Genomic DNA, 20,414 nt, shown 5'->3' on the forward strand with positions numbered 1-20,414 from the left:
AGGGGGGCAATCATGAGGGAGGAAGCAGGAAGGCGGATTTATTCGGCGACCGACCTCGTGAACTATCTTGGCTGCACGCATGCCACGTTCAACGATTTGCGCCAGCTTGCGCATCCGGTGGCCCTTCCGGAAGACGACGAGCAGGCCAAGCTCCTTCAGGAAAAAGGCATCGAACACGAGAAGGCCTACCTCGCCCGGCTGAGGAAAGAAGGACGAACCGTTGCCGAGATAGCCAGCGAAGGGTCGCTTGGGGATCGTGTCGCGGCCACGCACAAGGCCATGCAAGCTGGCGCCGATGTCGTTTATCAGGGCGCGCTCTATGGTTCCCCTTGGCATGGATTCTCGGATTTCCTCCTTCGCGTCAATGGAACAGCATCGCAGTTGGGTGACTATGCCTATGACGTCGCCGACACGAAACTCGCGCGTACCGCCAAGCCGAAGCACGTGGTGCAGCTTTGCGTTTACGCCGATCTTCTTGGCGCCGCTCAGGGCGTCGAACCGCGGCAGTTGCACGTCGTGCTCGGTGACGGCCGCATGGCTTCACTTCGTACATCCGACGTGCGCCACTATTACGGCGTGGCGCGGGGGCGGTTCGAAACCTTTGTTGGGACGCCTCCGACGACCTCGCTCGCAGAGCCGTGTGGTCATTGTACCTTTTGCCGGTGGTCCGACACTTGCACTGCTGAATGGGAGGCGAACGATCACTTGAGCCTCGTTGCGAACATTCAACGCAGCCAGGTCGATAAGCTACGGGCAAGCGGCATCACGACTGTCCGCCAGCTCGCAGCTATGCCGGCGACCGCACGTATTCAGAACCTGCAAGCCGATACCCTGTCGCGGTTGCGCGCGCAGGCCGCTTTGCAGCTGGCGCGCCGTGATACCGGAAAGAACCAGCACGAAATGCTGCCGCCATCGCCCGGCCGCGGCTTTGAGCGGCTTCCCAAGCCGGACCCCGGCGACCTCTTCTTCGATATGGAAGGCGATCCCCTCTACGAATGGGGACTCGAGTATCTTTTTGGTCTTGTTCACTACGATGGGGGGCAGGAGAAGTTCACGGCTTTCTGGGCGCATAATCGCGAAGATGAGAAGAAGGCATTCGAGAACACCGTCGACTTCATGACCGCGCGTCTTGTGTCTCATCCCGCCGCCCACATCTACCATTATGCCAGCTACGAAGAGTCAGCCTTGAAGCGCCTCGCGATGTTTCACGGCACGCGGGAAACAGAGGTCGATAATCTGCTGCGCCGGCACAAGCTCGTCGACCTTTACAAAGTTGTTCGCGAAGCCGTACGGATCTCGGAGCCCCGATATTCGATAAAGAATATCGAAGCATTATACCTCGATGAGGCACGATCCGGGACGGTCACCACAGCGGGTGATAGCATCATCATCTATGAGCGGTTCCGCCGCCTTGGCGCCAAAGAGTTGCTCGACGAAATCGAGGCTTACAACAAGCTTGATTGCCAATCGACTGCGAAATGCCGGGATTGGCTTGTCACACTGCGCCCTGCCACCATGCCGTGGCCCACGGAAATCGCGCCGGAGAAGGCTGATCCCGTGCGCGAGCAAAAGCGCATCGAGGCGGAGCAGCGCACCGCCGCGCACATTCAGGCACTCACAACGGGATGCCTGCCCGAAGATCGTCCGTGGCGGACCTTGCTGGCCTATTTACTCGAATTCCATCGGCGAGAGGCCAAGCCAAAATTCTGGGCGATGTTCACACGCCAAGAAATGACCGACGAGGAATTGATCGATGACGCCGAGTGTATCGGCGTGCTTAGCCCCGACCCCGCGCGTCCGCCCCGCCCAGAAAAGAAATCGATGGTCTACTCGTTCACGTTCCCGCCCCAGGACTTCAAGATGCGCGTGGGCGACGACGTTTTGCGTGCCGGCACGCTTGAGCCGGCCGGGGAAATCGTCGAACTGGATGAAGACGCACGGCGCATATCGTTGAAGCTTGGACCGAAATGGTCGCGCATCGCAGACGGTGCCTCCCTCATTCCTGAGGGCCCTTTGGGCGATCTGGTTTTGCGCGGCGCGGTCCATCGCTATGCCGAAGCTGTTATCGGGGGCGATCAAGCTAGTTACCGTGCCCTGACCGACATTATGAAGAAATCCGTGCCGCGCCTTGTGAAGCAGGAGCAAGGCGCGCCCATCATCGCGCAAGGCGCAGACCTTCTGGATGGATCGGTGGCCGCACTAAAGCGCCTTGACCAAAGCTACATGCTCATCCAAGGCCCGCCCGGCGCTGGCAAGACCTATACCTCGTCGCACGCAATCGTCGCCCTTTTGGCGGAGAAGAAACGCGTCGGCGTCGCCTCCAACTCGCACAAGGCCATCAATAATCTGCTGAAGGACGTTGAAGCTGTCGCAAAAGAGAAGGGTATCCGCTTCAGCGGCATTAAGGGTTCAACCAAAGAGGAACACTATTTCCAGGGAACGATGATTACCAACGCGGAGAACAAAGACGCGGCCGCGGCCCAAGCTAATCATCAGCTCATTGCTGGCACCGCTTGGCTCTTTGCGCGGCCCGATCTCGATCAGACGCTCGACTACCTGTTCATTGATGAAGCAGGTCAAGTGAGCCTTGCGAACGTGATTGCGATGGGTGTTGCCGCGAAAAATGTCGTTCTCGTCGGAGACCAAATGCAACTGTCTCAACCGATTCAGGGCGCACATCCGGGTGGCTCCGGTATCTCGGGACTCGATCACTTGCTAGCCGGCTTGACAACCGTTCCGCCGGACAGGGGCATCTTCTTGGCAACGACGTTCCGGATGAACCCCGGCATCTGCAAATTCATCTCAGACGCTGTCTACGACGGCCGCCTCGTATCCGACCCATCCGCCAAACAGCAAACTATCGACATTGGCGATACCAAAGATGAGGCGCTAGCTGCGACCGGACTGCGCTTTGTCCCCGTCGATCATGCCGGCTTTGCGCAACGGTGCCCGCCAGAGGCCGAGCGACTTAAGAAGACTTACGAAACACTGCTCGGCAAAACGTGGGTCAACCAGAAAGGCACCAAGAAGACGATCAGCGTCGACGACATTCTGGTCGTAACGCCATATAACATGCAGGTGAACCATCTGCGCGACGTCCTGCCGAACGGCGCTCGTGTCGGAACAGTCGACAAGATCCAAGGACAAGAAGCGGCTGTTGTTTTGATTTCGATGACCACGTCATCCGGAGAGGATATGCCGCGCAACATCGAGTTTCTTTACAGCCGCAACCGTCTCAATGTGGCGATAAGCCGGGCGCGCTGCCTTTCGGTAGTCTTTGCCAGCCCGCGTCTCTTGGAAATCCCTTGTCATACGATCGAGCAGATGCAGCTCGTGAATACGCTGTGCTGGGCAAAACACTACTCTGACCAGTTGGTAGCTTCGCAGAGTTCTAACTAGCGGCCTACCTTCAAATTGAGCCCGGGCCTGTTTTGCATCGCCAAACTTGAGGGTAGCGGGACAACCGGTGGTCAATGACAAGGATTCTATTGGAACTACAAGTATTTAACCGAGGGGTTGCAAATCTGCCAATTGGCAGTATATTGACTGCCAATTGGCGGAGGGCCGCTTCGATGAACCAAGCAGCTGTTAGACCAGCGATAGACCCGGGAGTGGGGCCATCGGCTCCAAACCTCTCTGATGCATCTACCCGTGAACGACTGACGCGATCTGCAGTCGACGGCGTGGTTCGGCTTGCCGAGATCTGGCGTTTGACTGGACCCGAAGTTTGCGCACTGCTTGGTGACGTGTCTGAACGAACCTGGTTTCGAATGAAGAAGGGGGAGTGGTCGGGCACGTTATCGCAGGACACACTGACGAGGATCAGTGCGCTTATCGGCATCTTCAAGGGGCTTCGTTTGCTTTTCTCGGAGCCGCTATCGGACGAGTGGGTGCGGCTCGTCAACAAGGGGCCGCTCTATGGTGGACGACGTCCGCTCGATACGATGATAGAAGGCGGCATTCCAAAGATGCTGGAAGTACGCCGGCATATCGACGCACTGCGCGGCGGTTTATGAATGTCCTTGCTGCCAACGTTAAACCTGACGCAGCGCGACACGGTGCGGCTGATCTCAACCGGTCGTCTCAAAGACCCGGTATTGCTTCCGCTTGCTGCCAATCACGGTGCGCTTGAGGATCTAGCTGCGCTGGAAAGCGCCTCAAATGGACGGCTGGTGGCGCAGGAGACCGGGCTTCCGCAGCTCGATCCACGCGAGCTGGTATTTGGTCGAGCTGGCTTTACGTTCATCAACGCTGCGTTTACGCACACACGCCCCGGCGGAAATCGTTTCAATGACGACGATCGGGGTGCCTGGTATTGCGCCTTCGATGCAGACACCGCGATTGGAGAGGTTTCGTATCACCTGACGCGGGAACTTGAAGCCGTTGGTCGCTTCGAAAACGTCACCGACTACGCTGAACTCATTGCTGATTTCTTCGGCCCATTCCACGATTTGCGTGATGTGGACATCGAAGTTGACCAGATTCTGCATAAGGACCCCTCGATTGCCTATCCGGCGGGCCAGAACTTGGCCCGACAATTGCGGATCGATCACTCGAGCAACGGGATCATCTATCCCTCAATTCGTCACGTCGGCGGTACTTGCCTCGTCTGTTTTCGACCTGACCTTGTCCAGAATTTGCGTCAAGGCGGCATTTGGCGCCTTGAATGGCAGGGGACTAGAAATCCGGCGGTGACTCGCCAAGGACAGTAGGAGCACGCTGTTTTGCGAGCGACGCCTCCCGCTATCGAAGCCTTTCGAACACCGACTCCGGTCTCATCCTCAGGGCGCGAGGATAAGGGCACCCGAACGATGGTCTCAGGCTCGGACCGAAAAACGATCGAACGCCGTTAAGGTCTGCAAGCGCGGCTCCGCCTCACGGAGATAGATCTCGGTGTTGAGGAAGACGATTTCGTCATCAAGCTTGTCTTCGTCAACGTCGACGTACCATGATCGCGGTCTGCCATCGCTTCCGTCGCTCCAACGGTAGCCGCGCCGTCTGAGCGCGTCCTTGAGTTCAAAGGGCGATTGCTCAGCCCACACCCGTATAGTCTTCTTGCGAGCCTGCTCGAGCAGGACGGCAAGCGCAGTTGTGCCGGTCGTCGCCAGTTCGAATGAGAGAATCTCAAGCAGGGCATGACAGTCGTCGACGGCTCTATGAGCCTGGTGGAAGAAACCGGCCCTGTTGAGGAGGTAAGCCAGGCGCGAGCCCTCGAAGCCGTGTTTCCGCCACGCAACCTCGGTCGCCGAGCAACCCCAGGCTTTGCGCTGGAAAATGGGCCAGTAGCGTTCCGTGAATTTTCGGTCAAAGCTTGCATTGTGGGCAATGACGATCACAGCGTCATCCGCGAACGAAGAGACGGCCGCCTCGTCGATCCGCTGTCCAGCCACCATCTCGTTCGTAATCCCGGTCAGAGCGGTGACCTCAAACGGGATTGGCTGGGACGGCTCGTTGAACGACGAGAAGACATCTCTGATCCCCGCGATACGACCGTCTGGCCGGTAATCGAACTTGACCATCCCGAGCTCTACCACCTCGTCCTTTCGCTGGTCGAGGCCGGTTGTTTCCACGTCAAGCAGGACGCCTGTCTTGGTGCTTCGATCAATAGGTGGAGCGAAACGCTCCCTTGGGACCAGACGCCGGAGGACGCGGTAGTCAGCGGATTTGGCCAACGCCTCGGCCATCGCGGCCAGAGTTAGATCCGTTTCAAGCATTGGGGTATTGCGATCCTCCGGATAGGGGGCCCGGGCATCGGGCTTAGCCGAGCCGGAAGTCTAGTCCGGTTCAAAGCCCGAAATCCAGTTGCGGCTTCGTGTCGTTCTCGCCTTGCAAGGAAGACAGAGATACTCCCAGCAGGCGCACCGGCTTTGGAAGAGGCATGTTGTCCTCCAGCAGGCCAATCGCCAGATGTCCGAGCTCATCGCGGCTTGCGACAGCCGAAGGAAGGGATCGGCTGCGCGTGATGATCTCGAAATCTGCAAACTTCACTTTGAGTGACACCGTTCGTCCCCGAGTGCCCGCCGACTCGCAGTGCCGCCAGACCTTGTCAATCAACGGCTCGAGTTCTGCCACCATCGCGTCGAATTCGGTTAGATCGATCGAGAATGTATTTTCGGCTCCAACGGACTTTCGGATCCCATTGGCTCGAACAGGGCGCTCGTCGATGCCGCGAGAAATCCAGTAGTAGTAGGTACCGGACTTGCCGAAGTTCTCCTGCAGGAAGGCGAGAGACTGATTACGGATGTCGTGGCCGGTCCAGATCCCGAAGGCGTTGAACTTGGCGGCGGTCGACGGCCCGATACCGTGAAATTTCCCGACCGGCAGCGTCTCGACGAAGGCCGGTCCCATCTCTGGCGAGATGACGTATTGTCCGTTGGGTTTGCGGTGATCGGAGGCGAATTTTGCCAGGAACTTGTTGTAGGAGATGCCCGCCGAGGCGTTCAGGCCTGTCTCCGCCTTGATCTTCTCGCGGATCCGGAGCGCGACATCTCTGGCCAACGGGATACCTTGCAAATTCTCGGTGACGTCGAGGTAGGCTTCGTCAAGCGACAATGGCTCGATGATCGGCGTGTGCTCGGCGAAGATCTCGCGGATCTGCCGGCTGATCGCCTTGTAGACCTCGAAGCGCGGCTTGACGAAGATCAGGTCGGGACATTGCCGCTTCGCGGTGACCGAGGCCATGGCGGAACGAACACCGAATTTGCGGGCTTCGTAGCTCGCGGCGGCGACGACGCCGCGCTCTGCCGAACCGCCCACCGCGACGGGCTTGCCGCGTAGGGTCGGATTATCTCTCTGCTCGACCGACGCGTAGAATGCATCCATGTCGATATGGATGATCTTGCGGTGCGGTGCCGTCGAGACGCCGTGTTCCGGATCGGGAGAGACCATGCGCAGATTGTACATGGGGCCGCCGGACACGTCGCGGCGGAGTCGGCTTCAATCTTCCGGCGGGCATCGGGGCAGGCGTCGCCGATCGAGTCCAGCACCTCGGCGATCGCCACCGCAGCCGCTTGTGATGAAACCCCGGGCGGCGGATCCGCCCGAGCGATATCGAACGCGCGCTCGCGGGCATGCGGATCGGCGCGATCCTGCATCCAGCCATGCTCCTCGCACTCGCGGATGGCACCGGCTTCCTGCAGCGCGGATATTGCCCAGCCGCGCAATGTCCGAATCGCCGGCCGCCGTTCGTTCGTCATCAGCATCGAGATCGTTTCTGCCGGGACGAATCCACCCGCCTTTCATCTGTTCCGCTCGGTTAGCACGGGGCAGGGATTCGCGATCGCGATGGCTGCGGCTTTTCCACGTGTTCCGCCGTTCCGTGCAAAACCTGACTACCCTGCGACCTTGTCTTCCTTGTCTTCGCCGCGCATGACGATCTTCAGTGCGTCGTCGGGCAAAGGGCGCTGCAGTGCCTTCGCCTCATCCCAGGGGGCGCGCATCCAGACGTCGCGCTCCCCTTCGGTGGTCAGGATCACCGGCATCGCCTTCGGATGGATCGGCTCGACTACCGCATTGGGCGACGTCGTCAGGAAGCCGTAGACGAGGTGGGGGCCGGGGATCGGCTTCGACTTGGTGCCGCGGTCGCCTCTGAACTCGGTCCAGATGCCGGCGAAACAGAACAGCGGCCGGCTTTCCTCGAGTGCGAACCAGACGAGGTCCTTCTTCTTTGTCCCCGGATTTGGCTCGGGGGCGTATTCGGCGAAGCTGTTCGCCGGCACGAGGCAGCGGTTCTCCGGCTTCAGCCAGCCGCGCCAATGCGGCGAGGACGTATTGCGGATATTGGTGACCGGCGGCCCGCCCGTCTTGGACGGGGGCGGCATGCCCCAGCGCATCAGCACCATTTCCTCGGCATCGCCGGCATTGCGGATCACCGGCGCCGGATAGTCGGGAAACACACCGGGCATCGGCGCCAGATTGCCGACATAGCGGTTCATGCGCCTGAACAGACCGGCGATCGCCGCCTGGTTGGTTGTGATCGAGTAGAGATTGCACATTCAGCGCCGCCTATCCCGTGTAGGTTCGAAAGCGCCCCCGCGTGTATCCACGCTTCACCGCGTGATGAATCCGCCGTTGGATAAAGCCGGATCGAGCCGACGGATCTCGATGGTGTTCTTTCACCAGCCCAACTACGACGCCGACGTATCCTGTCTTCCGACCTGCGTGTCGCCCACCAATCCTGCGCGTTACCTGCCGACCACGTCCGGTGCTCATTGGCGGGCCAAAAATCAGGCTGCTCGCGACCTCAAGCCAGCCGAAAAGGTCGCCTGATCCGCTAATCCGCGTCGGATCCGTCGGAATTGAGCCGAACGGACCCGGCGTCCCGTCATAACTGGGGAGCCGTAAGGTGACCGATCCCGACCTCAAGAGAGCCCTCGGCTGTTTCGCGACCGGGGTGACCGTCATCACCACACCTTCCGACGGTAGGCACTTCGGCTTTACTGCCAACTCCTTCACGTCCGTATCGCTCTCTCCGCCGACCATATTGTTCTGCGTTGGTAAGTCGCGAGCATCCTACGCCGCGATGCGCGCCGCGGACTGCTTCGCGGTCAACATCCTGAGCTCTTCACAGCGCGACTTGTCCAATCGCTTTGCGACCTCCGGCGAGGAAAAGTGGAAGGATGTCGCTCATGGCGAAGATGCATCGGGGAACGCGATCCTCATCGGTGCGGCTGCCGCCTTCAATTGTCGAAGAACGACAACGATCGAGGAGGCCGATCACGCGATCATACTGGGGCGGATTGTCGGTTTCGAATTGAGCAACGTGTGCACCCCGCTCATATATTGCCGCAGCCGCTATTGCCTGCCGAAAGACGTTCCTGCGGACACACGCATCGGAGCGCCGGACGTTCGGTGAAGGCGCCGACCGAGATCGCCCATACCTTGTCCATTGGCAAGCGACATGATTGCGAAAATCCCGCCGGACCTACGGCAGCGACGGCGCCGTTTTTGACGCCAGACATTTGCAAAAGGGCACGGGGCGACCCGCAGAAAATATCCATTCGGGGGACAAGGTTGCGAGAACAACAGCATAAAGGCCCAAGCCGAGCAAAACGACAATGATTGCTAAGATCAAGCTGCGTAATGTCTTCATGTTCACTTACGCGCATTGCGGCTGGAGCAGGTGCAGCCTGATAGTAAACAGAGGTTGTGGAACTAGACCGGCATCAATGGATCGTTTGCGAGTCAGCTTGTGGCCCATCGCTGCCCAGCGGAATGCTCGGTGGGCGTCGGCTGTCGGGTGTAGAGCGGAAACTGATTGCAGCGGTCTGGACCGCCGATTTTGATCCGAACCGGAATCGAGCCGTTGGGGAACAGCCCGATGTGAACGCGAAGGTCGGTAAGCCCTGAATAAACATTCTCTGAACTGCCCATTTGGCCGGGGTTCAGATCAACCTTTTTAAGGTCTTCGTCCAGGAACTAAAGGGTTCGTGAACACATAGACGTAGTTCCCAGCCGTGGATCCGACTCCACGCCGCTTCGTAACCTACGCATACTGGAGGAGACGCTAATGAGGAAGATCCATATTTCGGCTATGCGCAAGCATGCGTTCGGCGCCGCAGCAGCAACTGCTCTTTTCGTAATTCCGATCTCCGCCTTCTCCCAATCCGTGGAGTTTGGACCGGGAGGCGTCCGAGTGTACGACGGCCGAGGTGGTCGGCAATGCGAGCAATTGCGGCTTGCCTGCGAAAACAAGGACGCTCTAGGGGAACGGGGCGAAGGAAATTGCCGCAGATACCGGGAGACCTGCCAGCGACCAGTACGTAGGGATGTGTGCGCCGAATTAAGACAGGCCTGCCTCTACAAGAACGAGCTGGGCGAACAAGGCGCAGGAAATTGCCGCAGGTATCGCGAGACTTGCAGGGGGCGCCTGTAAGGTCGCCAATGTTCGACGTTGCAGAGTGGTCGGCACCGCTCGGCACCGACCCATGCAACTGTCGTCCCGAGGGCCACCACAGTTGGCGGCCTTCGTTCATGTCCGGCTGAGATATCGCCTGTTGGCCCTTAGCCGGCCGGGCTGAGGCATTCGCAATGTTGCATTGGGAGGCAGAGCGGACGCAGGCTCTGACCGACCGCCGGTTGTGACCCGGAGCGGACGTTCCCATGGATCGGCGCGTACGCTTCGCTAGGCTTTAGCTTTTGGGCGTTCGGCGCGCGCCCAGACCTTGAGCTCGAGCGCGTCGGACACCGCCTTGATCAGGAGCCCGCGGCCCTCACGCACCGCTTGCGAGTGAGTTCGGTCCAAATTCTCGCAGAGTGCCCAGGTTACAAATTGCCCCTTGATCGGTCCCCAACTGATCGCATCTCCCAAGCCATGCTCAAAGAGCGAAGAGGCTGGCACGACGGAATATCCGACTCCGCGGCGTGCGAGGTCGAGGCAAAGGCTCAGCGTGTCGGTCTCGACGGCCAATCGAAACTGCATACCTTTGCGTTCCAGGGCGTGCTCGACCTGGACCCGCGCCACATTCGGACGTCCAGGAAGCACCAGCCGCAAGCCGTCAAGCTTAGACAGTGCTACTGGTTTGTCGGGGTGTAGTGCATCCTCTCATCGACCGACCAGCACCATCGGTTCGCGCACCAGCGGCGTCTTGCGGTAGGCGAGGAGTCGTACGGCACGATGGCAATGTCGAGCAGGCGCGCGGACATGTACTCGCGCAAGATATTGCTGACACCCTCGTAGACACGGAGCGTGATACCGGGGTGCCGCCCCGCAAGCTTCTCCACGAAGGGGGATGTCACGACCTGTTGCCATGCGGGCGGCGTGCCGATGGCAAGTTGGCCCGAGGCTTTTTCGCCGACCTGCTCTTTAAGGAGAGTAAGCTGGCGCAACAGAGGACGGGCGCGATCAGAGAGCATCTTGCCAGCCTCCGTGAGGTCGACGCCGCCGGGAGTGCGGATGAACAACTTGTTGCCCATCTGGTGTTCGAGGAGCGCAATGTGCCGCGACAGCGCCGGCTGCGACAGATGCACGCTCGCAGCTGCCTTGTTGATGCTGCCGAGTTCAGCCACGCGCAGGAAGAATTCCAATAGGCGTACTTCAACGGTCATCACGACCTCGAGGGTTATACATCGAGTGAATAACAATCATAGTCGATTGGCATTATTAGGATAACTCTTATTGCTCCTAAAGTCCTGACGTCATGTGCCAACGAAGGCGGCATTTGAGCAAATTGAAAATCGGGCCGTTCGAGCCGAACTTCAGCAAGGGGAGGCGCATAATGCTTACGCGCGCAGGAGCGATTTCAACGGCACTGATGCTCGCAATTGCCATGACGGTGCCGGGCAAGGCGAAGGCGCAGGAATTTCCGACTCGACCGATATCCATCCTGGTGATTTATCCTGCCGGTGGCCCCGCCGATCTGATGGCTCGTGCGCTGGCGGAAGTATTGCGAGAGCGCCTCGGCCAGCCAGTAATCGTCGAAAACAAGCAGGGTGCTGGCGGTCAGATCGCGGGCGCGGCCCTGATCCGCGCCCCGGCGGACGGACACACGCTTCTCATCGGTGACACCGCTTCGCTCGGAATCAACAAGGCCGTCTACGCGAATTTCAGCTACGACCCGCTGACGGATCTGGAGCCGGTTGCTCCACTGATGTTGATGCCGATGCTGCTCTATGTGCCAAAATCCAGCCCGTTCAATTCAACCGCCGATCTGGTTGCCGCAGCAAAGTCCAAGGCGCTGAATTATGCTTCGCAGGGCAACGGCAGCCTCGGCCACCTGCTCGGGGAAATGCTCAAGGCGGACGCGGGCATCCAGCTGGTTCATGTCCCCTACAGAGGTTCAGCGCCGGCGATGCGAGATCTGATCGGATCGCAAGTTGACCTGCTGTTCGACGGTTTGGGACCCGGGCTGCCCAATGTCGTAATGTCTTTGTGGCTCGGGGTTGTGGTACGGGCGGGTACACCCGAGCCAGTTGTCCAGCGACTCAGCGAAGAGGTCGGCCATGCGATGCGGCAGCCGCAGGTCACCAAGCGATTTATCGATCTCGGCTTTCAGATCCTCAACATGACGCGCGCGGAATTCCGCGAATTCGTCAAGAACGAAGCCGGAAAGTCAACCGCGTTGGTGAAGGCCCGCGGCATCGCCGTCGAGTAAGTCCATGACCCTTAACCTTGCCACCCGCACTGTCGTCAGGGCGCGAGAACGAATGACCCTGGACGCGGAAGTCTGCGTCGTCGGAGGCGGTGCCGCAGGAATCATGGCGGCCCTGACGGCAGCCAGCCTAGGCCGCAAGACCGTCCTGCTCGATGCCATGCCGACGATCGGCGGCCAGCTTGTCGGGACATTGCTCGGCACGATATGCGGCCTCTATTCCAACGGCCCGCGGCCATACCGCGTTACGTTCGGCGCGGTCGACGATATGCTGAACGAACTGCATGGCGCCGGTGCAATCTACGCCCGCCGTGCGCTGGACACGATCGTTCTACAGTACGAGGAGATGCTTTGCGGTCGCTGGAGCGAACGGGCACTCTCGCGTGCAAATGTGAGCCTGGTGCTGGGTGCTGTCCTGCGCTCGGCCCGTATTGAAAGTCGTCGCATCGTCGAGCTTGATGTGTCGACGCGATGGGGCGACTTGGCCGTCCGCGCGGATGGATTTGTCGACGCCTCGGGCGATGCGGCCATTGCATGGCATGCCGGGTTACCTGTGCGCGAACCCCATGAAGCCCAATGGGGCACGCAGATGATCTTGCTTGAGGGCTTCGCGGAAGATGCGATCGCCGATTTCGACGGATTCCATGTCGCAGAGGTGCTGAAGAACAAGAAGCGCGAATACGGTCTGAGCCGCGAGGATGGATTCATTTTCGCATTCCCCGGCCGCGGCGTGGCGACCGTCAACATGACGCACATGCCCAATCCGACCGAGCCGATCGCGGCCACGCGCGCTACGCTCGAAGGTAGGGACCAAGCCGACAAGGTGCTGGAATTTTTGCGGCGGGAGTTTCCGAGGTCGATGGGCCAGGTGCGTGTCCGGGCCTACGGTTTGCCTGGAATCAGGCAAACCCGCTGGTTCGTCGGCGTGCACCAACTCACCATCGATGAAGTCCGGACCGGCCATCGCCCCGCCGATGCCGTCGCGCGCTGCTCTTGGCCGGTCGAGGCGCATGACAGCGCCGAGACAGTGCATTGGGAAACTTTCGAGGATCGCAACCACATGCACTATGTGCCGTTGCGGAGCCTCGTGCATCGGGATAGCGACAACTTGATCGCTGCAGGCCGATGTATAGATGGCGACGTCGCGGCTCTGGCCTCGGTTCGTGTCATGGGACCCTGCTTTGCGATCGGGCAGGCAGCTGCCCACGCTCTGGATATTTCCGGGGGCAAGCCCCTACACGACATCGATTCGAACCGGCTGGCAAATCGCCTGCGCGACAATCTCGACGGCGCGAAGATCGATAGGTGGTGCGATGGTGTTTGACTCCGGCAAGCGCTTCGCCCCACCCGCGGGAGTTACGAAACATACCCTTGTTGATGCTGCGTCTTACGACGTCGACATCTACAGCGATGAGGTGATCGTCGAGCCCTACGGCCATTATCAGGCCATTCGCGATGCAGGTCCGGCGGTATGGCTGCCCAGGAATGGACTGTGGGCGGTCGGCCGCTTTGCCGATGTACGCTCTGTGTTGATGAATCACACGAAGTTCTCCTCAGCCCGCGGGGTCGCCGCCAATGAATTGATCAATTCCTCTTCGATCGGCAACACGATCACCAGTGATCCACCCGAACACACCAAAATGCGACGAATCATACGCGCGCCGTTGACGGCGCCAGCGCTGAAGGATGTTGCCCCGCGGATCGAAGCCGAAGCCGATGCGCTGGTCGCGCGTCTGGTGAAGCGGCAAAGCTTCGATGCGATAGAGGATTGTGCTCGACATTTACCGGTGTCGATCGTGTCCGATCTGGTGGGGCTGCCCGAGGATGGACGTGCGAACATGCTGCGCTGGGCGGCTGCGACGTTCGATGCGCTGGGTGCCATGAATTCGCGCGGCACCGCGGCCTTGCCGCAGATACAGGAGCTTCACGCTTATTGTCGCGATCCTTCCACCATCGCCCGTCTTAGATCCGACGGCTGGGCCGCCGCGATCTGGAAGGCTGCAAACGGCGGAGAAATTTCGATGGAGAAATGCCCGGCGATGATGCGGGATTATATCAGCCCGAGCCTGGACACCACGATCTTCGCCACGGGCAGCCTGATCTGGTTCTTCGGCGAGAATCCCGACCAGTGGGACTTGGTGCGACAGGATCCGTCGCTGATTTCCGCAGCCATCAACGAAGCCGTAAGGCTGGAGTCTCCGATTCGGGGCTTCACTCGGGTCGTGGCGGAAGACACGGCCTTGGACGGAGTGAAACTCTCCGCCGGATCGCGAGTCCTAGTGCTTTACGCGTCAGCAAATCGCGACGAGCGTAAGTGGGAAGAACCAGAGAAATTTAACGTGAGACGGGATGTCCGTGATCATCTCGGTTTCGGGATTGGAGCGCATGTTTGCGCCGGCATGCATCTAGCGCGCCTGGAGATCACGGCGTTGATGACGGCTTTCGCACGCCGGGTATCCCGCTTTGAACTGGGGACGCCAACCAGGGCTGTCAACAACGTGCTGCGGGGGTTCACAAGTCTGCCGGTGACGGTTCGATAAGGCGAGGCGAGCAGCACGGCTCCGTTCTTGCCGCTCGATTCGCGTATGGGGTGCCAACCACATCTGTGGAGCGCCTAATCCATATCGGGTTCTGTGAAAGCAATTGACATGGAGTCCGACCAACATTGTTAGCCGCCCCAACGAGGCCATCGAATTTCTGCTTTTGGCCCGTGGCGGCCAAGCAGAATGCTCCTTTGGGCGTCGGTTGTCAGGCGTGGAGCGGAAACTGATTGCAGCAGTCTGACCGCCGATTTTGACCCAAAGCAGATTATTCGTCTGATCGTTCTTTCTGCTTAGGTAGATTGCGCTCCTCCGCGTCATGATCCGGATGCTTGTGTGGTCTGCCCCGGCAGCCGCACATACGTGCCGCTCTCATGCAGCTCCAGCCAGCCGCGCTCCTGCGCCAACGCGACTGCGGCGCTGAATTGTTCGCCCGTGCCGCCCTGTTTCAGGAAAGGCACATTGACCAGCTCGATGAAGACGCGTCCGTCCTGCACGGGTTGAATGCCGTTGGCGATGTCGACCAGCTTTCGGGCGCCGGTCTCAGGGTCGGCTAAGGGGCGAGCAGATGTGTATTTCATAGTGGCGAGGGATACATTGAGTCGCGGTAGCTGACCAACCAAGGGGGCGCCTTGGCCTTCGCCAGGAAGCTACTTCGGCCCTTGCCTGCCATTCAATTCGCGCGCGGCCAGGCTAAGCTCCAGCTCTCGGAGCTGTTCGAGCAAGTGTTCTACGATCTCCTCGTAGTCAGATGGCGCGAGGGAATGAACGCCGCGCAACGTCAGTTGATTGTGCAGGATTGTCGCCATCATGGCTTTGACGCTCATGACCTCTCGCTAAAAAAGCTAATCGTCATAAAAACAATCGGAAGTAGGCGCCAAACACTACCGGCGCGCAATCTCGTAGAATTACGGCCATGACTGACCTTTGCAGTGCACAAAGCATGCTCGATAAGAACGCTTTGCCCGCGTGGTCCGATCATAGATCACGAATGAACGTACCGCATTTGCGCCGATGGTGATCGAGGCGCGATTTGCAGGCGCAGCGAAAGCCGAATCGCGCTCCGGAGAGTAAAATTGGTTGTGCGTCATAATGATGATGACTCCGACGCAAAAATAGAAAATAGGGTGAAAAAAACAAAACCTTGGGAGGAGTAGGTGGATACTGTGAGTCGCCTGCGCGCGATGGCATCGCTGTGCCGTCAGACTGCCGCGCATCACCCCGATAGAAGTTGGAAACTGCTCGCCGAAGCTGAGTATTGGGAGCATTTAGCCAACGATGCGCGGCGCGATCACTCGTGCGCATCTACCTTGCTCCCAGCAATCGAGGATGATGCGAACACCACGCGATCGGCGCACGGTATGGCGGCGTGAGCGCTGTCGGTTACTCAAAGTCCCCTCGACGATGACAGCCAGCTCTCACTTTTTGCAAGGCGAAATTATTTCTTTTGGCGAGGTTGCGTTCATGGATAGCGTAGAGCGGTGCTTCGCCGCAGTGACGGCAATCGGTTTCATTGTGACCGTCGTTGGGATGATATTGCTGCAAACGATCTGAGTTCTGCATTTTCGCGAGTCGCAGCCAACTCGCGGCAGGGGGCGAGGCGTTGGGCTGTAGGTCAGCCGCGCGCTCAAGATCCATCGGGGACTACGTCTTCAACAGCAGTCCCAACGTTCGCACCATGCGCCTTACCGATCCCGCGTGGCGGCCAAGTTCGGCGGCTATCTTCGATGTGCCAAATCCCTGCCGGGCGAGCCTGACTAATCGTCGGACCTCTTGCTCGCCCCATTGTTTGGCTTCGGTGTTTTCATGATGCGGCACTCGATCCGCACCAGTTAACCTGCGAGCGAAATTGCCGACACTTGGGAAATGTACGGGTGGACTTCCTGTCCGACGCTGGCCCCTTTGCCCTTGACCGGCGAATTGGATGCTTGTCCGCTATGGCTGTAAACCGGGCGGAGGGCTGCGCTTGTAACCATCGCCGCTTGTGACCCTAAGCAGACTTCAACCAGTCCCTTACAGTGGGATACGTCATCAGTGGCGACACTCTCTGCAGCCAATAGGATGGATGGGCAAAACCGAGAGTTGCCGACCGGCGGGAGAGGGAGATCTGAGATGCCCCTTGTCCCTGATCCTTCCGGCTGGTTCGAAGAGGCGAGTCTCAGCCTGTTCTGTTCGCAATGTTCAGGGGTGATGACCGGATCGTCTGCAGGAATGGTCTGCCCTGCGTGACCGCGCGGCGTCAGACGGACCCGATGCAAATGACGTCGCCAGCACGTTTAGACGGCATCGGGGGGACCATCGAGCAGATCGCGAGCGAACAGTACGACGCAGGCAAGCTGATGCCAGTGATCCAGGGAGAGCAACTTACTGCCTCAGGCTGAGCGAATTAGCCCGCGGGGCGTTCCCTTCATTGAAGTGTTCACTTTGTAACACAAGTGATGGACCCGGGGGTCACACGGGATCAGAGTTCTCCGTGATGAACCCTCGATCCGAATCCTACCGCTCGCTTGGGAAGCTCTGCCGCCACCAGGCAGCTATAACAACGACTCCGGCGGCTAAGCTGGAATTATTGCAAATGGCTAGTGAGTACAAAGCTTTGGCGGATTGGTTGGATCGCCAGTCGCTTATAAATTCAACTTCGGACCAAAACGCTTCCGGGTAGTTTCCCGCCTGTCACCTGCGGGGCTGGGGCCGCGGTGACCGCCGATCAGTCTCGGGGCATTTACCTGAAAGGGCGGCGGCCGGCGGCAGGTCGGACGTCACCTGGCGGTTACCGGAAACGCAGCTCATTCCAAGTTCATGCGCGATCAGCTCTACTGCCGGCCCGCAGTCTCCCGGCTTCACGAAAATCGGCAAGCTGGCAAAGCGGGAGGGAATAGAAGTTGAGTCGTAGCCCGTCAGCAAAGCAACAGGTTTGCCCGCCGCCAGGAGTTTCTCCAGCAGGGGAAAGACCATCTCCCCGGCAAGGTTGACGTCAAGTACAGCGCCGTCCGCTTCGGCAACGTACGGCTCCGCGTCAGCGAGCGTGCCGAAGGGACCCAGCGCGTGCAAGCCTGTAGCTTCGATCACCCTGGCACAATCGTCAGCCAGGAAATATTCGTCTTCCACTATCAGAATGCTCTTCATCGGTGCCCTCCGCTATCACAAGATAACTGGGACGCGAGAACAATGTGCCATTTGCCGAAGGTCAGCAAGCCAGTCCGTTTCCTGATGCTTCCGGCGATGCCGCTCACACGCCGTTTAGTGCGTCGCGAAGAGACTTGAGGAGAAATTCGGGCCTCCACGACTTCCCGACGTTGACGGCGTCTCGCAGGATAGGATCGGCTTCGAAGTCGGCCGCAATGTATCCGCTGGCAAGACCCATTCCCCTGCCAAATTGACGTCGAGGATGGCCGCGTCGGGACGGCTGGCGTTCAATAGCTCCAGTGCCCCGTCGACGTCGGATGCCGGCCCGATCACGCGATAACCGGCAGTCGTCAGCTGAGTCTCGAGCTCCAACGCGATGAGGTACTCGTCTTCGACAACCAATATTCGGGGAGCGTCTTGCACAATGCGTCCCCGGGGTTCAAGCCTCCACAGGCGCGGTGATGTGAACTCGTAAACCGGTTGCCTCATACTTCAGTTCCACGGCGCCCCGTAAGCCTTGCACCGCACTAAGGTCAATCAACCTGGAGCCGAACCCGGAGCGGGTTGGCGGTGTCACTGGCGGGCCGTTTTCTTCTCGCCAGTCGATGTGAAGGAGGGATTTTCCGTTCTCTTCTGCGGTGCGCCAGCTCAAGTGGACGAGCCCGCCAGTGCGAGAGAGGGCCCCATACTTCCAGGCGTTGGTGACGAGTTCATGCAGAATGAGGCTCATCGGCACGGTCTGGCGTTGCTTGAGAACCACCGGCGGCCCGGAAATGATGCGGCATCGTTCTGGACCGGCCGACTTCAATGCCTGCTCCACCAAGGCGTTCAAATCGGCTTCCGAGCTCCCCGCCAGTGCGAGGGTTTCGGCTTCGGCCACGGCCTGGAATCGGCCTAAGAAGGCCTCCCGGTAGTCTTTGGCCGATCGGCCTTCCACGTCGGTTTGACTGGCAAGAGAACGCACGATGCCGAGAAGATTCTTCATCCGGTGGCGCGTTTCCGCGAGGAGAATGTCTTTTTGGGCGTCGCCACGCCGCCGGTCGGTCACGTCCTCAAACAGGATCAGTACGCTGGTGCTATTGTTATCGGGGTGAACCAGCCGACGGGCGCTGACCAGCATTGTTCGGGGCCCGATGATCGGAAAATTGGCTGCCACTTCGTAGCCGACGATAGCGGTAGACCGGGGAATGATCTCGCCGACGAGGCGCCTTAGTTCAGGTATGTCCCATTGATCGGTAAGCTCGAAATAAACAGTCTCTGATTTGCCCGTTCGGCTGGGGTTCAGATCAACCTTTTAAAGTCTCCGTCTAGGAACCGAAGGTTAGCTTCCCAAGAATTAACCTAAGCTAACCCGCCAGCCGGACATTCCTAACATACTTTGGACCTTCATCAATTTTCGTTGCCGCTTCCGCAACCCTTGCCGCCCCGTCACATTGAGGGACATGCGCTTAGGCGCACGGCTATCCAGTCCATAGCCCGAGCGGCCCCAGCCCTGGGTCCTTGATCCAGGCCTGGGGTCGTTCTTCTGCCGAACACCAGGCGATCTCCATCAAAGTGGAGACATGCGTGCGGCTGCTCGCGGGAGGATCAGACGTCCGGAGTCAACCACGTTCGGCCCAACGTAGAGGTCTTCAGATCGAGCACGAGTTGGGAGGCGAGCGGTCTGTGGCTACCTGGCCGCCATTTCTTCCCCGAGGACATCCCCTAGTGCATTCAACTTTGTGAGCCGCCCAAAAATGAAGCCCCGAACGCGGTAGGGACCCAGCTGGCGACAAGTCTTGCCAATGGCACGCAGGACGGAGGGGTAGGGCAGAACACTCAGCGCATCTCGCTTGGTTACACGCCCCGGGCCCGTGTCTTGGACGAATAGGAACCCGGACGTCGACAGGATCGTTGCAAACACCAGGATAGCTGCGATGACCAATTATTTGAAGCTGCCGACTTGGGCCGACAAAGAGAATATCTTCGCCGTCGTTGAAACTCCTCGCGGGTGTTGCTGCAAGTTGGAGTTTGATCGGAAGCTGCGGGTGTTACGCTATCAAAGGCATTGATGGCTGGGCTGGGGATTTATCCCATCCACTCTAGCTGATGATGGCGACCCGTTGGACGTGTTGGTGATCCACGACGGCGCTACGTATCGCGGCACGGTCATTAGGTGTAGGCCCATTGGCATTCTCAAGGTCCTTCAGGTGACCGAGCGCAAAAAAGAGGAACGACCGAGTTGTTGCGGTGCCGCATCACTCTTTCTTTGCCGGTGATTTGCCGGACGTTCGTAACCTACCTGCGACCGCGATTAAGCAATTGGAAAAGTTCTTTGATGCTGCCAACGCGCTCAAAGACAAAAAGCTCGAGTTTCTCGGTTGGCTCGGGCCGGTCAGGGCCATGAAGCTCATAAATCGATGTCGGCTCTAGCCTCGGTACGTTCGGGACCGCCACTGTCGCATCGTCCGCTGAGCGGCAACATCGATGAACTGCTGCAGGTTGAGGAACAACTGAGGCGAGCTCGATTCAGAATGGCGAACGCTCGTGACATTGAGGGCGGCAGAAGCCCGGTGCTCAGTCATATAGCAGTAGGAGCTCCGAGGCAGTCACCGTGCGAGAATGGCTGCATTGCCTCGGAGCAGGCACTCGATGAGGCAGGCAAGGGTCGTGTGTGCTG

20 protein-coding genes and 1 pseudogene are annotated in these 20,414 nt (G+C 59.2%); 10 read left to right on the forward strand and 11 right to left on the reverse strand.

The features are described 5' to 3' along the window. The first annotated feature begins 12 nt into the window (after positions 1-12). From ACM43_RS11675 to ACM43_RS11685, 3 genes are all read left to right on the forward strand, one after another. Positions 13-3,399, forward strand: coding sequence for a TM0106 family RecB-like putative nuclease (locus ACM43_RS11675; RefSeq protein ID WP_036029466.1), 3,387 nt, complete (start codon positions 13-15; stop codon positions 3,397-3,399). 371 nt (positions 3,400-3,770) lie between these two features. Beyond that, entirely contained in the window at positions 3,771-4,016 is a 246-nt protein-coding gene (locus ACM43_RS11680; RefSeq protein WP_197423206.1) for a hypothetical protein, read from the forward strand. Then, positions 4,017-4,712 (forward strand): RES family NAD+ phosphorylase, encoded by a 696-nt coding sequence (locus ACM43_RS11685; protein WP_081493023.1) that lies wholly within the window; start codon positions 4,017-4,019, stop codon positions 4,710-4,712. A 105-nt stretch (positions 4,713-4,817) separates the two neighbouring features. Here ACM43_RS11685 and ACM43_RS11690 read toward each other — a convergent pair whose 3' ends face one another. The 4 genes and pseudogenes from ACM43_RS11690 to ACM43_RS11705 all read right to left on the reverse strand — a co-directional run bounded on the left by ACM43_RS11690 (position 4,818) and on the right by ACM43_RS11705 (position 7,994). After that, entirely contained in the window at positions 4,818-5,714 is an 897-nt protein-coding gene (locus tag ACM43_RS11690; RefSeq protein WP_036029461.1) for a 3'-5' exonuclease, read from the reverse strand. Between the two features lie 70 nt (positions 5,715-5,784). After that, the gene (gene dinB, locus ACM43_RS11695) at positions 5,785-6,903 is read right to left on the reverse strand and encodes a DNA polymerase IV (RefSeq protein WP_244429385.1); all 1,119 of its coding nucleotides are present in this window, start codon (positions 6,901-6,903) and stop codon (positions 5,785-5,787) included. A 33-nt stretch (positions 6,904-6,936) separates the two neighbouring features. Continuing rightward, a pseudogene (locus ACM43_RS11700) lies at positions 6,937-7,202 on the reverse strand (hypothetical protein). 129 nt (positions 7,203-7,331) lie between these two features. Then, positions 7,332-7,994 carry an SOS response-associated peptidase gene (locus ACM43_RS11705; RefSeq protein WP_036029458.1) on the reverse strand — a complete coding sequence of 221 codons (663 nt, stop codon included), beginning with the start codon at positions 7,992-7,994 and terminating at the stop codon, positions 7,332-7,334. A 76-nt stretch (positions 7,995-8,070) separates the two neighbouring features. On the opposite strand from ACM43_RS11705, the gene ACM43_RS11710 reads away from it, so the two are divergent. Beyond that, on the forward strand, positions 8,071-8,268 hold the full coding sequence (locus tag ACM43_RS11710) for a hypothetical protein (RefSeq protein ID WP_271540189.1): 198 nt from the start codon (positions 8,071-8,073) through the stop codon (positions 8,266-8,268). A gap of 76 nt (positions 8,269-8,344) precedes the next feature. Beyond that, positions 8,345-8,854 (forward strand): flavin reductase family protein, encoded by a 510-nt coding sequence (locus ACM43_RS11715; RefSeq protein ID WP_063822483.1) that lies wholly within the window; start codon positions 8,345-8,347, stop codon positions 8,852-8,854. A gap of 1,269 nt (positions 8,855-10,123) precedes the next feature. Here the strand turns inward: ACM43_RS11715 and ACM43_RS11720 are convergent. Together ACM43_RS11720 and ACM43_RS11725 are read right to left on the reverse strand one after the other, a co-directional pair. Further along, positions 10,124-10,483, reverse strand: a complete 360-nt coding sequence (locus tag ACM43_RS11720) for a hypothetical protein (protein WP_244429389.1) — start codon at positions 10,481-10,483, stop codon at positions 10,124-10,126. 29 nt (positions 10,484-10,512) lie between these two features. Then, positions 10,513-11,046, reverse strand: a complete 534-nt coding sequence (locus tag ACM43_RS11725; protein ID WP_202948148.1) for a LysR family transcriptional regulator — start codon at positions 11,044-11,046, stop codon at positions 10,513-10,515. A gap of 170 nt (positions 11,047-11,216) precedes the next feature. Here ACM43_RS11725 and ACM43_RS11730 point away from each other — a divergent pair, with 170 nt between their 5' ends. From ACM43_RS11730 to ACM43_RS11740, 3 genes are read left to right on the forward strand one after another with little or no spacing between them, the layout of a single operon-like run. Beyond that, positions 11,217-12,092, forward strand: a complete 876-nt coding sequence (locus ACM43_RS11730) for a Bug family tripartite tricarboxylate transporter substrate binding protein (RefSeq protein ID WP_036029456.1) — start codon at positions 11,217-11,219, stop codon at positions 12,090-12,092. Between the two features lie 52 nt (positions 12,093-12,144). After that, entirely contained in the window at positions 12,145-13,413 is a 1,269-nt protein-coding gene (locus tag ACM43_RS11735; protein WP_202948147.1) for an FAD-dependent oxidoreductase, read from the forward strand. Then, positions 13,403-14,629, forward strand: coding sequence for a cytochrome P450 (locus tag ACM43_RS11740; RefSeq protein WP_050996116.1), 1,227 nt, complete (start codon positions 13,403-13,405; stop codon positions 14,627-14,629). The genes ACM43_RS11735 and ACM43_RS11740 overlap by 11 nt, the downstream gene beginning before the upstream one ends. Positions 14,630-14,946: 317 nt before the next feature. Here the strand turns inward: ACM43_RS11740 and ACM43_RS11745 are convergent, their stop codons facing one another. The 5 genes from ACM43_RS11745 to ACM43_RS11765 all read right to left on the reverse strand — a co-directional run bounded on the left by ACM43_RS11745 (position 14,947) and on the right by ACM43_RS11765 (position 18,875). Continuing rightward, positions 14,947-15,252 (reverse strand): hypothetical protein, encoded by a 306-nt coding sequence (locus tag ACM43_RS11745; protein WP_333919217.1) that lies wholly within the window; start codon positions 15,250-15,252, stop codon positions 14,947-14,949. 27 nt (positions 15,253-15,279) lie between these two features. Beyond that, on the reverse strand, positions 15,280-15,456 hold the full coding sequence (locus ACM43_RS11750; protein WP_193375212.1) for a hypothetical protein: 177 nt from the start codon (positions 15,454-15,456) through the stop codon (positions 15,280-15,282). Positions 15,457-17,302: 1,846 nt separating this feature from the next. Further along, positions 17,303-17,755, reverse strand: coding sequence for a response regulator (locus ACM43_RS11755; RefSeq protein WP_050996112.1), 453 nt, complete (start codon positions 17,753-17,755; stop codon positions 17,303-17,305). A gap of 114 nt (positions 17,756-17,869) precedes the next feature. Further along, a complete protein-coding gene (locus tag ACM43_RS11760) occupies positions 17,870-18,244 on the reverse strand; it encodes a response regulator (protein WP_244429384.1) in 375 nt (124 codons plus the stop codon). Continuing rightward, entirely contained in the window at positions 18,195-18,875 is a 681-nt protein-coding gene (locus ACM43_RS11765) for a sensor histidine kinase (protein WP_050996107.1), read from the reverse strand. Before ACM43_RS11765 ends, ACM43_RS11760 begins: the two co-directional genes overlap by 50 nt. Positions 18,876-19,869: 994 nt before the next feature. Here ACM43_RS11765 and ACM43_RS11770 point away from each other — a divergent pair. Together ACM43_RS11770 and ACM43_RS11775 are read left to right on the forward strand one after the other, a co-directional pair. Beyond that, the gene (locus ACM43_RS11770) at positions 19,870-20,013 is read left to right on the forward strand and encodes an inorganic diphosphatase (protein ID WP_244429383.1); all 144 of its coding nucleotides are present in this window, start codon (positions 19,870-19,872) and stop codon (positions 20,011-20,013) included. Next, positions 19,985-20,167, forward strand: coding sequence for a hypothetical protein (locus ACM43_RS11775; protein WP_085972395.1), 183 nt, complete (start codon positions 19,985-19,987; stop codon positions 20,165-20,167). Before ACM43_RS11770 ends, ACM43_RS11775 begins: the two co-directional genes overlap by 29 nt. The last annotated feature ends 247 nt before the right edge of the window (positions 20,168-20,414 follow it).

Source organism: Bradyrhizobium sp. CCBAU 45321, from assembly GCF_028128975.1.
Taxonomy (GTDB): domain Bacteria; phylum Pseudomonadota; class Alphaproteobacteria; order Rhizobiales; family Xanthobacteraceae; genus Bradyrhizobium; species Bradyrhizobium yuanmingense.

Bases quoted from the DNA above. Each gene is read 5' to 3' on its own strand.
- ACM43_RS11675 (WP_036029466.1), top strand. From the start codon at position 13: ATGAGGGAGGAAGCAGGAAGGCGGATTTATTCGGCGACCGACCTCGTG.
- ACM43_RS11680 (WP_197423206.1), top strand. From the start codon at position 3,771: ATGAAGAAGGGGGAGTGGTCGGGCACGTTATCGCAGGACACACTGACG.
- ACM43_RS11685 (WP_081493023.1), top strand. From the start codon at position 4,017: ATGTCCTTGCTGCCAACGTTAAACCTGACGCAGCGCGACACGGTGCGG.
- ACM43_RS11690 (WP_036029461.1), bottom strand. From the start codon at position 5,714: ATGCTTGAAACGGATCTAACTCTGGCCGCGATGGCCGAGGCGTTGGCC.
- dinB (WP_244429385.1), bottom strand. From the start codon at position 6,903: ATGTACAATCTGCGCATGGTCTCTCCCGATCCGGAACACGGCGTCTCG.
- ACM43_RS11705 (WP_036029458.1), bottom strand. From the start codon at position 7,994: ATGTGCAATCTCTACTCGATCACAACCAACCAGGCGGCGATCGCCGGT.
- ACM43_RS11725 (WP_202948148.1), bottom strand. From the start codon at position 11,046: ATGACCGTTGAAGTACGCCTATTGGAATTCTTCCTGCGCGTGGCTGAA.
- ACM43_RS11730 (WP_036029456.1), top strand. From the start codon at position 11,217: ATGCTTACGCGCGCAGGAGCGATTTCAACGGCACTGATGCTCGCAATT.
- ACM43_RS11735 (WP_202948147.1), top strand. From the start codon at position 12,145: ATGACCCTGGACGCGGAAGTCTGCGTCGTCGGAGGCGGTGCCGCAGGA.
- ACM43_RS11740 (WP_050996116.1), top strand. From the start codon at position 13,403: ATGGTGTTTGACTCCGGCAAGCGCTTCGCCCCACCCGCGGGAGTTACG.
- ACM43_RS11750 (WP_193375212.1), bottom strand. From the start codon at position 15,456: ATGAGCGTCAAAGCCATGATGGCGACAATCCTGCACAATCAACTGACG.
- ACM43_RS11755 (WP_050996112.1), bottom strand. From the start codon at position 17,755: ATGAAGAGCATTCTGATAGTGGAAGACGAATATTTCCTGGCTGACGAT.
- ACM43_RS11760 (WP_244429384.1), bottom strand. From the start codon at position 18,244: ATGAGGCAACCGGTTTACGAGTTCACATCACCGCGCCTGTGGAGGCTT.
- ACM43_RS11765 (WP_050996107.1), bottom strand. From the start codon at position 18,875: ATGCTGGTCAGCGCCCGTCGGCTGGTTCACCCCGATAACAATAGCACC.